The sequence below is a fragment of the Streptomyces sp. NPDC008121 genome, assembly GCF_042957155.1.
GTDB lineage: Bacteria > Actinomycetota > Actinomycetes > Streptomycetales > Streptomycetaceae > Streptomyces.
Genome location: NZ_JBIBHT010000005.1, coordinates 140,201 through 154,513, shown reverse-complemented (window position 1 = coordinate 154,513; position 14,313 = coordinate 140,201). Strand labels below are relative to the sequence as shown.

11 protein-coding genes are annotated in these 14,313 nt (G+C 71.9%); 7 read left to right on the top strand and 4 right to left on the bottom strand.

The genetic code is table 11. From position 1 onward, the window contains the following. Positions 1–171: 171 nt before the first annotated feature. Positions 172–1,155: a TerC/Alx family metal homeostasis membrane protein gene (locus ACFZBD_RS18295; protein WP_391140607.1), complete on the top strand. Its 984-nt coding sequence runs from the start codon at positions 172–174 to the stop codon at positions 1,153–1,155. Positions 1,156–1,325: 170 nt separating this feature from the next. Here the strand turns inward: ACFZBD_RS18295 and ACFZBD_RS18290 are convergent, their stop codons facing one another. The 3 genes from ACFZBD_RS18290 to ACFZBD_RS18280 form a co-directional block, all read right to left on the bottom strand. After that, complete coding sequence (locus tag ACFZBD_RS18290; RefSeq protein ID WP_391140606.1) at positions 1,326–2,603, bottom strand: MFS transporter; 1,278 nt, start codon at positions 2,601–2,603, stop codon at positions 1,326–1,328. Positions 2,604–2,734: 131 nt separating this feature from the next. Continuing rightward, entirely contained in the window at positions 2,735–3,391 is a 657-nt protein-coding gene (locus ACFZBD_RS18285; RefSeq protein WP_391140605.1) for an MBL fold metallo-hydrolase, read from the bottom strand. 84 nt (positions 3,392–3,475) lie between these two features. Then, complete coding sequence (locus ACFZBD_RS18280; RefSeq protein ID WP_391140604.1) at positions 3,476–4,165, bottom strand: maleylpyruvate isomerase family mycothiol-dependent enzyme; 690 nt, start codon at positions 4,163–4,165, stop codon at positions 3,476–3,478. Between the two features lie 198 nt (positions 4,166–4,363). On the opposite strand from ACFZBD_RS18280, the gene uvrA reads away from it, so the two are divergent. Further along, a complete protein-coding gene (uvrA, locus tag ACFZBD_RS18275; RefSeq protein WP_391140603.1) occupies positions 4,364–7,372 on the top strand; it encodes an excinuclease ABC subunit UvrA in 3,009 nt (1,002 codons plus the stop codon). Between the two features lie 39 nt (positions 7,373–7,411). Here the strand turns inward: uvrA and ACFZBD_RS18270 are convergent, their stop codons facing one another. Continuing rightward, positions 7,412–8,308 carry a PfkB family carbohydrate kinase gene (locus ACFZBD_RS18270; RefSeq protein WP_391140602.1) on the bottom strand — a complete coding sequence of 299 codons (897 nt, stop codon included), beginning with the start codon at positions 8,306–8,308 and terminating at the stop codon, positions 7,412–7,414. Between the two features lie 174 nt (positions 8,309–8,482). Here ACFZBD_RS18270 and ACFZBD_RS18265 point away from each other — a divergent pair, with 174 nt between their 5' ends. The 5 genes from ACFZBD_RS18265 (at position 8,483) to whiA (ending at position 14,223) form a co-directional block, all read left to right on the top strand. Then, positions 8,483–8,908: a Rieske 2Fe-2S domain-containing protein gene (locus ACFZBD_RS18265; protein ID WP_391140601.1), complete on the top strand. Its 426-nt coding sequence runs from the start codon at positions 8,483–8,485 to the stop codon at positions 8,906–8,908. Positions 8,909–9,069: 161 nt separating this feature from the next. Beyond that, on the top strand, positions 9,070–11,217 hold the full coding sequence (gene uvrC / locus ACFZBD_RS18260; protein ID WP_391140600.1) for an excinuclease ABC subunit UvrC: 2,148 nt from the start codon (positions 9,070–9,072) through the stop codon (positions 11,215–11,217). Next, complete coding sequence (gene rapZ, locus ACFZBD_RS18255) at positions 11,214–12,224, top strand: RNase adapter RapZ (RefSeq protein WP_391140599.1); 1,011 nt, start codon at positions 11,214–11,216, stop codon at positions 12,222–12,224. Before uvrC ends, rapZ begins: the two co-directional genes overlap by 4 nt. Then, complete coding sequence (yvcK, locus tag ACFZBD_RS18250; RefSeq protein ID WP_391140598.1) at positions 12,221–13,243, top strand: uridine diphosphate-N-acetylglucosamine-binding protein YvcK; 1,023 nt, start codon at positions 12,221–12,223, stop codon at positions 13,241–13,243. Before rapZ ends, yvcK begins: the two co-directional genes overlap by 4 nt. Beyond that, a complete protein-coding gene (gene whiA, locus ACFZBD_RS18245; protein ID WP_365715207.1) occupies positions 13,234–14,223 on the top strand; it encodes a DNA-binding protein WhiA in 990 nt (329 codons plus the stop codon). The genes yvcK and whiA overlap by 10 nt, the downstream gene beginning before the upstream one ends. The last annotated feature ends 90 nt before the right edge of the window (positions 14,224–14,313 follow it).

The following is a 14,313-nucleotide window of genomic DNA, read 5'->3' as shown; positions in this document are numbered from 1 at the left end:
AGGGGAGTACTCCCCATGTGCGGCGTTCCCGTCAATACGGACAGATCGTGAGCGGTCTGATCCCGGGGCGTCGGCCCGGCCCGTCACGGACGGTCCCGGGTGGAAGAGACCTCCGGCAGCGACGACGCTGATCAGTAGCCGTACGACGCCGGAGGCGCAGTGGACGTTTCAATGACTCTCTGGGTGCTGACCATTCTCGGTCTCACCGCCCTGATCGGTATCGACTTCCTCATCGGGCGCAAGCCCCATGACGTGTCGATCAAGGAAGCCGGAATCTGGACGATCGTCTGGATCGTCCTGGCCGCGCTCTTCGGCCTCGGCCTGTTGTTCTTCGGCAACAGCCAGGCGTCGGGCGAGTTCTTCGCCGGCTTCATCACCGAGAAGTCGCTCAGTGTCGACAACCTCTTCGTCTTCGTCCTGATCATGGCGAAGTTCTCGGTGCCCTCCCACCTCCAGCAGCGCGTGCTGCTCGTGGGTGTGCTGATCGCCCTGGTGCTCCGCGCGATCTTCATTGCCGCCGGCGCCACGATCATCGCCAGCTTCTCCTGGGTCTTCTACATCTTCGGCGCGTTCCTGATCTACACCGCCTGGAAGCTCATCCAGGAGGCCCGCGCCGACGAGGACGAGGACGAGTGGGAGGAGAACCGCCTCCTCAAGTCCGTCGAGAAGCGGTTCGGCGTCGCGGACAAGTACCACGGCACCAAGCTCTTCATCCAGGTCAACGGCAAGCGGGTGCTGACGCCGCTGATGGTCGTCATGCTGGCCATCGGCACCACCGACATCCTCTTCGCCCTCGACTCGATCCCCGCGATCTTCGGCCTGACCCAGGACCCGTACATCGTCTTCACCGCCAACGCCTTCGCCCTGATGGGTCTGCGACAGCTGTACTTCCTGATCGGCGGCCTGCTGAAGAAGCTGGTCCACCTCAGCTACGGCCTGTCGGTGATCCTCGGCTTCATCGGCGTGAAGCTGGTGCTGCACGCACTGCACGAATCCGGGGTGCACGTCCCCGAGATCTCCATCCCGTTCTCGCTCGCCGTCATCTGCGGCGTCCTGGTCATCACCACGATCACCAGCCTGATCGCCTCCAAGAAGCAGGCGCAGCGCGAGGCGGCCGAGGCCGGCGAGGCCGAGAAGGACAGCGTCGAGGCCTGACCGTCCCGACGGCGCGACACGCGCCGGTATCGAACAACACCGCGGCCGGCGCGGGCGGTACACCACCGCCCGCGCCGGCCGCGGCGCGTCTCCGCCCCCGGGGAGCCCCGGCGCCGGGGGAGGCCCCTCAGGGCCCGCTCCCTCATCCGGCCTGATCCAGACGAAAGGCCCTAGACCCGCGCCAGCTCTGGGGCCTCCTCGCGGGCCGGCAGTGTCTCCGGCAGCAGCGCAAAGCAGCCCAGACTCACCAGCGCCACCACCGTCAGATAGACCGCCACGCCCCACGGCGTGCCCGCGCCGGTCGAGACGGCCGTCGCCACGATGGGCGTCAGCGCCCCGCCGAGGACCCCGGCGAGGTTGTAGCCGACCGCCGCGCCCGTGCACCGCACCCGCGGCTCGTACAGCTCCGGGAGGTACGCGGCGACCACCGCGAACATCGTGATGAACGCCAGCAGCGCGCCCGTGAAGCCGAGGAACATCAGTACCGGTCGGCCGGTGTGCAGCAGGGCCACCATCGGGAACATCCAGAGCGCCGAGGCGGCGCAGCCCACCAGGCAGAGCGGCCGACGGCCGTGCCGGTCACCGAGGATCGCCACGAACGGCGTCACCACGCCGCTGATCGCCACCGCCCCCATGACGCAGACCAGCATCACCGTGCGGTCGATCCCCAGCCGCTCGGTGCCGTACGCCAGGGCCCAGGTCGACACCGTGTAGAAGACCGCGTACCCCACGGCGAGCGCGCCGGCGGTCAGCAGCACCAGACGCCAGTGATCGCGCGCCACCTCCGCCAGAGGCGCGTTCGCCCGCTTTCCGGCCGCGCTCAGCGCCTCGAACTGCGGTGTCTCCGCCAGCGAGGAGCGCAGCAGCAGACCGCCCGCCGCGAGCAGCCCGGCCGCCCAGAACGGCACCCGCCACCCCCACTCGCGGAACTGCGCGTCGGTCAGCCCGGCGGAGAGCGCCAGCATCACGCCGTTGGCCAGCAGGAACCCCACCGGGGGGCCGATCTGCGGAAAGCTCGACCACAGGGCGCGCCGCCCGGCGGGCGCGTGCTCGGCCGTCAGCAGCACCGCCCCGCCCCACTCGCCGCCGAGCCCGAGCCCCTGCAGGAACCGCAGGGCGAGGAGGAGGACGGGGGCGGTGATGCCGAGGGTCGCGTACGTGGGGACACAGCCGACGGCGACCGTGGCGCAGCCGGTCAGCACCAGGGAGGCGAACATGACCGGTCGCCGTCCGTAGCGGTCGCCGATGTGGCCGAAGAGGGCGGAGCCGAGCGGGCGGGCGACGAAGCCCACGGCGAAGGTGCCGAAGGCGGCCAGGGTCCCGGCGAGCGGGGAGAAGGTCGGGAAGAACAGCGGGCCGAGGACGAGCGCGGCGGCCGTTCCGTAGACGAAGAAGTCGAAGAACTCGATGGCCGTGCCGACGAGGGAGGCGGCGGCGAGCCGCGCCATGGAGGGAGCGGACGGCGGACGCGGAGAGTGACTGTCGTGCATGCCGCGCCAACTACCCGTCGACGGGGAGGGTTACGGGGGCGCGTGGGAGCGCACGACCCGAGGCCGTGCGCCCGGGCCGGGAGCGGCCGCTACCAGCCGCGCTCGTGCCACGTGTCGAGATGCGGCCGCTCGTCGCCGAGGGTGGTGTCCTTGCCGTGCCCGGGGTAGACCCAGGTCTCGTCGGGCAGGGCGTCGAAGAGCTTGGTCCGGACGTCGTGGAGGAGGCTGGCGAAGGCCTCCGGGTCCTTCCAGGTGTTCCCCACGCCGCCGGGGAAGAGGCAGTCGCCGGTGAAGACGTGCGGGTGGCCGTGCGGGTCGTCGTAGACCAGGGCGATCGAGCCGGGGGTGTGACCGACCAGGTGCCGTGCGGTCAGCTCGACCCGGCCCACCCGGATCGTGTCGCCGTCCTCGACGCGCACCTCGGTCGGGACCGGGATCCCGTCGGCGTCGTACGCGCCGGCGTACGTCCGCGCGCCGGTTGCGGCGACCACCGCGGCGAGGGCCTGCCAGTGGTCGCCGTGCTGGTGGGTGGTGACGACGGAGGCGATGCCGTCGTCACCGATCAGCGTCAGCAGCGTCTCGGCGTCGTTGGCCGCGTCGATCAGCAGCTGCTCGCCGGTCGCCCGGCAGCGCAGCAGATAGGCGTTGTTGTCCATCGGGCCCACCGCGACCTTGGAGATCATCAGGTCCGACAGCTCGTGCACGTCCGCAGGTCCGCCGACCTTCACCGCTCCGCTGTACGTCATGGGTGCCAGCCTAGGGCCTTTCGGGCCGCTCCTGCCGGGGTCGTGACAAGACACCCCCCGGGCGCCGGGCGCCGACGCTGAGGGTCACAACGCCGGCAGCTGCGGGAGCGGACCGCCCTCCACCTTGAGGGCCGAGCCGTCGCGGCGTCCGGCGAGCCAGCCGAGCAGCTCCGGCGCGGGCCCGGACACGGTCACCGGGCCGCCGGACGCCCCGCCGCCGGTCGTCCACTCCCGGCCGCTCTCGGCCCGGACGCCGGTCGGCGGCACGTCCCGGTGCCCGCGGAACCGCTCCGTCAGGAAGTCGATCTCCCGCTGGACGAACTCCTCCGGCAGGTCCTCCAGCTCGTAGCCGGTCCCGAGGTCGACGTGGTGCAGGGCGACCTCCACCCAGCGGCGGAAGGGGATCCGCGCGGCGCGGTCGGTGACGCCGTTGCGGAGCTCCACGGTCCGCTCCCAGTCGGCGGGCTCGGCGCCCAGGGCGTCGAACCGCGCGGCGGTCGCGCGGATGTCGGCGAGCTGCGCGTCGAGGGGGCGGGCGGCGTCCCGCTCGATGTCGGCGTCGCGTGCCTCGGCGGAGACGTACATGGGCCGGCCCTGGAGGACGTTCACCAGAGCGTCGGCGTTGCGGGCGAGGTGGGCGAGGACATGGCCGCGGCTCCAGCCGGGAAGCCGTGACGGCAGGGCCACCGCCGCGTTGTCCCATGCGGCGGCCGCGGTGAGGAGTCGGTCGGTCGCCTGGCGTACAGAGTCCAGGTCACGTACGTGGTCGATCATGGCGCCGACCCTAGCGCCGCCACTCGTTCGGGTGAAGCGGTCGGTGCACGGCCGGAAATCGAATGTGCGTGCTATAGGCTCGCAGGAAGCATCCGGCATCCTTGGTTGTTGGGTATGCAGGCACACATTCAGGCACATCGGACATCCTGTGACCCCCCTCCCTGTGCCTCCGCTCTCTCAAGAAAGGTGCGGACCGGCGTGGCCGACCGTCTCATCGTTCGTGGCGCTCGCGAGCACAATCTGAAAAACGTCTCGCTCGACCTCCCGCGTGACTCCCTCATCGTCTTCACCGGGCTCTCCGGGTCGGGCAAGTCCTCCCTCGCGTTCGACACGATCTTCGCCGAGGGACAGCGCCGGTACGTCGAGTCGCTCTCGTCGTACGCCCGGCAGTTCCTCGGCCAGATGGACAAGCCGGACGTCGACTTCATCGAGGGTCTCTCGCCCGCCGTCTCCATCGACCAGAAGTCGACCTCGCGCAACCCGCGCTCGACGGTCGGCACCATCACGGAGGTCTACGACTACCTCCGGCTGCTCTTCGCGCGCATCGGCAAGCCGCACTGTCCCGAGTGCCGCCGGCCGATCTCGCGGCAGTCGCCGCAGGCCATCGTCGACAGGGTCCTGGAGCTGCCCGAGGGCAGCCGCTTCCAGGTCCTCTCGCCCCTCGTGCGCGAGCGCAAGGGCGAGTTCGTCGACCTCTTCGCCGACCTCCAGACCAAGGGCTACAGCCGGGCCCGCGTCGACGGCGTGACCGTACAGCTGAGCGAACCGCCGACGCTGAAGAAGCAGGAAAAGCACACGATCGAGGTAGTCGTCGACCGCCTCACCGTCAAGGAAGGCGCCAAGCGTCGGCTCACCGACTCCGTCGAGACCGCGCTCGGTCTCTCCGGCGGCATGGTCGTGCTCGACTTCGTCGACCTCGCCGAGGACGACCCCGAGCGCGAGCGGATGTACTCGGAGCACCTCTACTGCCCGTACGACGACCTCTCCTTCGAGGAGCTGGAGCCGCGCTCCTTCTCCTTCAACTCGCCCTTCGGTGCCTGCCCCGACTGCACGGGCATCGGCACCCGCATGGAGGTCGACCCCGAGCTGATCGTCCCGGACCCGGACAAGTCCCTCGACGAGGGCGCCATCCACCCCTGGTCCCACGGCCACACCAGGGAGTACTTCGGCCGGCTCATCGGCGGACTCTCCCAGGCGCTCGGCTTCCGTACGGACATCGCGTACGCCGGACTCCCGCAGCGGGCCAAGAAGGCCCTGATGCACGGCCACAAGACCCAGGTCGAGGTCCGCTACCGCAACCGCTACGGACGGGAGCGGGCGTACACCACCCCCGCCTTCGAAGGCGCCGTCTCCTTCGTCAAGCGGCGCCACAGCGAGGCCGAGAGCGACTCCAGCCGCGAGCGCTTCGAGGGCTACATGCGCGAGGTGCCGTGCCCCACCTGCGAGGGCACCCGCCTCAAGCCGATCGTCCTCGCCGTCACGGTCATGGAGCGCTCCATCGCCGAGGTCTCGGCGATGTCGATCAGCGACTGCGCCGACTTCCTCGGCCGCCTGAAGCTCAACGCCCGCGACAAGAAGATCGCCGAGCGGGTCCTGAAGGAGGTCAACGAACGACTGCGCTTCCTCGTCGACGTCGGCCTGGACTATCTCTCCCTCAACCGCGCGGCCGGCACGCTCTCCGGCGGCGAGGCCCAGCGCATCCGGCTCGCCACCCAGATCGGCTCCGGCCTCGTCGGCGTGCTCTACGTCCTCGACGAGCCGTCCATCGGCCTGCACCAGCGGGACAACCACCGGCTCATCGAGACCCTGGTCCGCCTGCGGGACATGGGCAACACCCTCATCGTCGTGGAGCACGACGAGGACACGATCAAGGTCGCCGACTGGGTCGTCGACATCGGTCCCGGTGCCGGCGAGCACGGCGGCAAGGTCGTCCACTCCGGGCCCCTCGCCGAGCTGCTCGCCAACGAGGAGTCGATGACCGGGCAGTACCTCTCCGGCCGCCGGGCCATCGGGACGCCGGACATCCGCCGCCCCGTCGACCCCTCGCGCCGGCTCACCGTGCACGGCGCCCGGGAGAACAACCTCCAGGACATCGACGTCTCCTTCCCCCTGGGCGTCCTCACGGCCGTCACCGGCGTCTCCGGCTCCGGCAAGTCAACCCTGGTCAACGACATCCTCTACACCCACCTGGCGCGCGAGCTGAACGGCGCCAAGTCGGTCCCCGGGCGCCACACGCGCGTGGAGGGCGACGACCTCGTCGACAAGGTCGTCCACGTCGACCAGTCGCCGATCGGCCGCACCCCGCGGTCGAACCCGGCGACCTACACCGGCGTCTTCGACCACGTCCGGCGGCTCTTCGCCGAGACGATGGAGGCGAAGGTCCGCGGCTATCTGCCCGGCCGGTTCTCCTTCAACGTCAAGGGCGGCCGCTGCGAGAACTGCTCCGGCGACGGCACCATCAAGATCGAGATGAACTTCCTCCCGGACGTCTACGTCCCGTGCGAGGTCTGCCACGGCGCCCGGTACAACCGGGAGACCCTGGAGGTCCACTACAAGGGCAAGTCCATCGCCGAGGTCCTGGACATGCCGATCGAGGAGGCGCTGGACTTCTTCGAGGCCGTCCCGACGATCGCCCGCCACCTGCGCACGCTCCACGAGGTGGGGCTCGGATACGTCCGCCTCGGACAGTCCGCGCCGACCCTCTCCGGCGGCGAGGCGCAGCGCGTCAAGCTCGCCTCCGAACTCCAGAAGCGCTCGACGGGCCGCACGGTCTACGTCCTGGACGAGCCGACGACGGGTCTGCACTTCGAGGACATCTCGAAGCTGATCAAGGTCCTGTCCGGCCTGGTCGACAAGGGCAACTCCGTGATCGTCATCGAGCACAACCTCGATGTCATCAAGACCGCGGACTGGGTCGTCGACATGGGCCCCGAAGGCGGCAGCGGCGGCGGACTCGTGGTCGCCGAGGGCACCCCGGAGGAGGTCGCGTCGGTCCCCGCGAGCCACACGGGCAAGTTCCTCCGCGAGATCCTCGGCGCGGACCGGATCAGCGACGCGGCCATCCCGGCCGCCCGCCGCGGCTCCGGGACGGTGAAGAAGACGGCCGCCAAGAAGACGACGGCCAAGGCGCCCGCCAAGAAGACGGCCGCACCGGCGGCGAAGAAGACCGCCGCGAAGAAGACGGTGACCCGCGCCCGCAAGGCGTGAGCCCGGGGCCGTGGCGCGGGGGACAGCCGCGCCACGGCCTCAGCCGAGTTCGCGCGCGTACGGAGGCTCCGCCCCCGCGCGCGTGCAGGTCAGCGCCGCCGCCCGCGCCGCGTACGCCAGAAGGTCGCTCCAGGCCCCGGCGTCCAGCGTCCCGACAGGACGGTCCGCCAGGCCGTGCAGCAGCGCCGCGTTCACCGTGTCGCCCGCGCCGATCGTGTCCACGACCGGCATCCGGACCGACGGCACCGACACCTCGTACGACGGCGTGAAGACCGTCAGACCCTCCGCGCCCCGGGTCAGGACCACCGCCGACGGGCCCCGGGCCAGCCACTCCGCCGGAGTGCCGCCCAGCCAGGACGCGTCCTCCTCCGAGAGCTTCAGCAGGGAGACGTACGGCAGCCAGCCCGCGAAGCGCTCCCGGTAGGCCGCCGCGTCCGGGATCAGCCCGGCCCGGACGTTCGGGTCGAGGAGCGTGAAGGCGCCCCGGCGCGACTCGCGCCGCAGCAGCGCCTCGTAGGCGCTCGCCCCCGGTTCCAGAGCCAGCGAACAGGTGCCGAAGGCGAGCGCCCGCACCCCCGCCGGCAGGGACGGGGGAAGGGCGAAGAGGCGGTCCGCCGTGCCCTCGACGTAGAAGCCGTACCGGGCCGAACCGTCCGCACCCAGGGTCGCGACCGCCAGGGTCGTCGGTTCGGGCCCGCGCTGGACGAGGACGTCGGAGACCCCCGCCGCCCGCAGCCCCGCCACCAGGGCCTCGCCGAAGGCGTCCGTGGAGACCCGCGAGCAGAACGCCACCTCCGCGCCGAGCCGCCCCAGCGCCACGGCCGTGTTGTACGGGCCGCCGCCGGGTCTGGGCACCAGCGGGTCCAGCGGAGAGGGCGGGGCGGCGGCCCCGTCCGGGACCAGGTCGATCAGGGACTCACCGGCGACGACGATCACGCCGTGAACGTAACCCATGCCCGGGGCGGGCACAGCCCCGCCGGCCCGGCCGCTCCCGGCGGACGCCCGGGCCGGGCGCTCCCGGCGGACGCCCGGCCCGGGCGGGGGACGCTCGGAGCGCGCCGGTATCGTCGGGTCGGTCACGTCATGCCCCGATCCGACCGTGGAGCGCTCATGTCCGGCCAGTCCACCCGCCGCACCGTACTGAAAGGCGCCGCCCTCGCCGGTGCCGCCGGGCTGGGTGTCGCCGCCTGCTCCACCGAGTCCAAGCTCGGCCACGCCCAGGTCCCGACCCCGACCGCCCCGGTCGACCTCGGTGCCCCGGACGAGGTGCCCGTCGGCGGCGCCAAGCTCTACCGCGAGCAGCGGGTCCTGGTGAGCTGCCCGGCCCAGGGGCAGTACAAGGCGTTCAGCGCCCAGTGCACCCACGCCGGCTGCGTCCTGGACAAGATCGAGGACAACGAGGGCAACTGCCCCTGCCACGGCAGCCGCTTCGACGTCACCACCGGCAAGGCCCTCCGGGGTCCGGCGACCGTCCCGCTCCCCGAGGTCCCCGTCCGGGTCGTCGGCGGCAAGCTGGTGGCGGGCCCGGAGGCGTAGCACCCGGGGGCGCGGCATGACTGGCCCGGCCCGCTCCCGATCACGCTCGACGCTCCTCGTCGGCGCCGGTTGCCCGGGTCCCCCCGCGGGGGCGCGTCGGGGCGGTCGGAGGACCGGGACGGACACCCGGAGTGTCAGTTCCCGCCAGTAGGGTGGGGAACATGGCCGACCCCTCCAGCTACCGCCCCAAGCCGGGACAGATCCCCGACTCGCCCGGGGTCTACAAATTCCGCGACGAGCACCGCCGGGTGATCTACGTCGGCAAGGCGAAGTCCCTGCGCCAGCGGCTGGCCAACTACTTCCAGCCGCTGGCGAGCCTGCACCCGCGCACGGCCACGATGGTCACCACGGCCGCCTCCGTGGAGTGGACCGTCGTCTCCACCGAGGTCGAGGCGCTGCAGCTGGAGTACTCCTGGATCAAGGAGTTCGACCCCCGGTTCAACGTCAAGTACCGGGACGACAAGAGCTATCCGTATCTCGCGGTGACCCTCAACGAGGAGTTCCCGCGGGTCCAGGTCATGCGCGGCCACAAGAAGAAGGGCGTGCGCTATTTCGGGCCGTACGCGCACGCGTGGGCCATCCGCGAGACCGTCGACCTGATGCTCCGCGTCTTCCCCGTCCGCACGTGCTCCGCCGGCGTCTTCCGGAACGCCGCCTCCGCCGGACGCCCCTGCCTCCTGGGCTACATCGGCAAGTGCTCCGCCCCCTGCGTGGGCCGGATCGCCCCGGACGAGCACCGGGAACTGGCGGAGGAGTTCAGCGACTTCATGGCCGGCCGCACCGGCACGTACATCCGCCGCCTGGAGAAGCAGATGACGGCGGCGGCCGAGGAGATGGAGTACGAGCGGGCGGCCCGGCTCCGCGACGACATAGAGGCCCTGCGGCGGGCCATGGAGAAGAACGCCGTCGTCCTCGCCGACGCCACCGACGCCGACCTGATCGCGCTCGCGGAGGACGAGCTGGAGGCCGCCGTCCAGATCTTCCACGTCCGCGGCGGACGCGTGCGCGGCCAGCGCGGCTGGGTCACGGACAAGGTCGAGGCCGTGTCGACGGCCGGGCTCGTCGAGCACGCCATCCAGCAGCTGTACGGCGAGGAGAGTGGCGACGCGGTCCCCAAGGAGGTGCTCGTCCCGGCCCTCCCCGAGGACCTGGAGGCGGTCGGGCAGTGGCTCTCCGGACGCCGGGGCTCGGCGGTCTCGCTGCGGATCCCGCAGCGCGGCGACAAGAAGGACCTGATGGAGACGGTCGCGCGCAACGCCCAGCACGCCCTCGTGCTGCACAAGACCAAGCGCGCCAGCGACCTGACCACGCGCTCCCGGGCCCTGGAGGAGATCGCCGAGGCCCTGGAGCTGGACTCGGCGCCGCTGCGGATCGAGTGCTTCGACATCTCGCACCTCCAGGGCGACGACGTCGTGGCGTCCATGGTCGTCTTCGAGGACGGCCTGCCGCGCAAGAGCGAGTACCGCCGCTTCCAGATCAAGGGCTTCGAGGGCCAGGACGACGTCCGCTCGATGCACGAGGTGATCAGCCGCCGCTTCAAGCGCTACCTCGCCGAGAAGGAGCGGACGGGGGAGTGGGGCCCGGAGGGCGTCGACGACACCGAGGCGGCGGAGGCCGCGGCCGCGGGGGTCGACGGCGCGGCGAACGGCTCGGTGAACGGCTTCGTCGACGGGACGGCCCCGGGCGGGTCCGCGCCGGCCGGCTCGGTCCCGTACGCCGTCACGGACGGCGGCACGCCCCCCGGCGGCGGCTTCGCCCGTTCCGGCGAGGTCCCCGCCGACGACGGGCGGCCCAAGCGCTTCGCGTACCCGCCGCAGCTCGTCGTGGTCGACGGCGGGCAGCCGCAGGTGGCGGCCGCCCGGCGCGCCCTCGACGAGCTGGGCATCGACGACATCGCCGTCTGCGGCCTCGCCAAGCGCCTGGAGGAGGTCTGGCTGCCCGGCGACGACGACCCGGTCGTGCTGCCCCGCTCCAGCGAGGGTCTGTACCTCCTTCAGCGGGTACGTGACACGGCTCACGACTTCGCCATCCGCTATCAGCGCTCCAAGCGGAACAAGCGCATCAGGACGGGGCCCCTGGACGCCGTGCCCGGCCTCGGCGACACGCGCAAACAGGCGCTGATCAAGCATTTCGGCTCGGTGAAGCGGCTCCGGCAGGCGACAATCGAGCAGATCTGCGAGGTCCCCGGCATGGGCCGCAAGACCGCCGAGGCCGTCGCCGTGGCCCTCGCCCAGGCGGCTCCGGCCGCACCGGCCGTGAACACGGCAACAGGAGAGATCATGGAAGACGACGGGGGCAGCACCGCATGACCGCGCACGACCCGCAGGACCAGCACGAGCAGCACCGGCACGCAGAGCGCGCCGAGCGTGAAGAGCACGAACGGCATCAGCGAGAAGACGGAGCAGGACACATGAGTACGGGCACGGAGGCCAACGGCGACACCGCCGCCGACGCGGCCATCCCCGAGCTGGTGATCATCTCCGGCATGTCCGGCGCCGGCCGGTCCACCGCGGCGAAGTGCCTCGAGGACCTCGGCTGGTTCGTCGTGGACAACCTGCCGCCCGCGCTGATCCCCACCATGGTGGAGCTCGGCGCCCGCTCCCAGGGCAACGTCGCCCGGATCGCCGTCGTCGTCGACGTCCGCGGCCGGCAGTTCTTCGACGCCCTGCGGGAGTCCCTGGCCGCCCTCGACGCCCAGCAGGTCACCCGCCGGATCGTCTTCCTGGAGTCCTCCGACGAGGCCCTGGTCAGGCGTTTCGAGTCGGTCCGCAGGCCGCACCCGCTGCAGGGCGACGGCCGGATCACGGACGGCATCGCCGCCGAGCGGGACCTGCTGCGCGAGCTGCGCGGCGACGCCGACCTGGTGATCGACACCTCCAGCCTCAACGTCCACGAGCTGCGCGCCAAGATGGACGCCCAGTTCGCCGGCGACGAGGAGCCGGAGCTGCGGGCCACGGTCATGTCCTTCGGGTTCAAGTACGGGCTGCCCGTCGACGCCGACCTCGTCGTCGACATGCGGTTCCTGCCCAACCCGCACTGGGTCCCCGAGCTGCGGCCCTTCACCGGCCTCAACGAGGAGGTGTCGGCGTACGTCTTCAACCAGCCCGGCGCCAAGGAGTTCCTCGACCGCTACACCGAGCTGCTCCAGCTGATCGCCGCGGGCTACCGCCGCGAGGGCAAGCGGTACGTGACCATCGCCGTCGGCTGCACCGGGGGCAAGCACCGCTCCGTCGCCACGTCCGAGAAGCTCGCCGCCCGTCTCGCCGCGGAAGGGGTCGAGACCGTCGTCGTCCACCGGGACATGGGGCGCGAGTGAAGCCGTACCGCCGGCGTACGTCCACCCTTTCGGTGCGTACGCTCCGCAGGCGCGGCGCCCAGCCCAAGGTCGTCGCGCTGGGCGGCGGCATGGGCCTGTCGGCCTCCCTCGCCGCCCTGCGCCGGATCACCGGTGACCTCACCGCCGTGGTCACCGTCGCCGACGACGGCGGTTCCAGCGGCCGGCTCCGGGAGGAGCTGGGCGTGCTCCCGCCCGGGGACCTGCGCAAGGCGCTCGCCGCGCTGTGCGGCGACGACGACTGGGGCCAGACCTGGGCCCGGGTCATCCAGCACCGCTTCGAGTCCAAGGGCGACCTGCACGAGCACGCGGTCGGCAACCTGCTGATCGTGGCCCTCTGGGAGCAGCTCGGCGACCACGTGCAGGCCCTGGACCTGGTGGGCAGGCTGCTCGGCGCGCACGGCCGGGTGCTGCCCATGTCCGCCGTGCCGCTGGAGCTCCAGGCGCTGGTCAAGGGGCACGACCCGGCGCGCCCGGACGACGTGGACACCGTCCGCGGCCAGGCGACGGTGGCGCTCACCCCCGGCGAGGTGCAGTCCGTGCACCTCCTCCCGCACGACCCGCCGGCCGTGCCCGAGGCCGTCGCCGCGGTCCTCGACGCGGACTGGGTGGTCCTGGGCCCCGGCTCCTGGTTCTCCTCGGTGATCCCGCACCTGCTCGTGCCCGAGCTGCTCGACGCCCTGGTCGTGACCAAGGCCCGGCGTGTCCTCTCGCTCAACCTCGCACCGCAGCCCGGAGAAACCGAGGGGTTCTCTCCGCAGCGTCATTTGGAGGTTTTGGGACGACACGCCCCTAAACTCGCCCTGGACGTGGTGCTGGCCGACGAGGCCGCCGTGCCCGACCGCGAGTCCCTGTCCGACGCCGCCAAGCGGCTCGGCGCCGCGGTCGAGCTGGCGCCGGTCGCCCGGGCCGACGGTCTCCCGAAGCACGACCCGGAGCTGTTGGCCGCCGCGTACGACCGTATTTTTCGGATGCATGGAAGGATCGGCCCATGGCGATGACGGCAGCGGTGAAGGACGAGATCTCCCGGCTTCCCGTCACCCGGACCTGCTGCAGGAAGGCAGAGGTCTCGTCGATCCTGCGGTTCGCCGGCGGTCTGCACCTGGTGAGCGGGCGGATCGTGATCGAGGCGGAGCTGGACACGGCCATGGCCGCGCGGCGCCTCAAGCGGGACATCCTGGAGATCTTCGGCCACAGCTCCGAGCTGATCGTGATGGCTCCCGGCGGGCTGCGGCGCGGCTCCCGGTACGTCGTCCGGGTGGTGGCGGGCGGCGACCAGCTGGCCCGGCAGACCGGTCTGGTCGACGGCCGCGGCCGGCCGATCCGCGGGCTGCCCCCGCAGGTCGTCTCCGGCGCCACCTGCGACGCCGAGGCCGCCTGGCGCGGCGCCTTCCTCGCCCACGGCTCCCTCACGGAGCCGGGCAGGTCCTCCTCCCTGGAGGTCACCTGCCCGGGCCCGGAGGCCGCCCTGGCCCTGGTGGGTGCCGCCCGCAGGCTCTCGATCGCCGCGAAGGCGCGTGAGGTGCGCGGGGTGGACCGGGTCGTCGTCCGGGACGGTGACGCCATCGGCGCCCTGCTGACCCGGCTCGGCGCGCACGAGTCGGTGCTGGCCTGGGAGGAGCGGCGGATGCGCCGCGAGGTCCGCGCCACCGCCAACCGACTGGCCAACTTCGACGACGCCAACCTGCGCCGCTCGGCCCGTGCGGCGGTCGCCGCCGGCGCCCGCGTCCAGCGGGCCCTGGAGATCCTCGGCGAGGAGGTGCCCGAGCACCTCGCCGCCGCCGGCCGGCTGCGCATGGAGCACAAGCAGGCCTCCCTGGAGGAGCTGGGCGCCCTCGCCGACCCGCCGCTGACCAAGGACGCCGTCGCGGGCCGGATCCGCCGCCTGCTCGCCATGGCCGACAAGCGGGCCCAGGACCTGGGCATCCCGGGAACCGAGTCCAACCTGTCGGAAGAGCTGGACGACAGCCTCGTCGGCTGAGCCCCGTTCGGCCCAACACCCCGCTGCCGGTGCCTTTCTGAGGCACCGGCAGCTTTCGTGGGCGCGCCGGAGGCGTCCTTGACATGATCA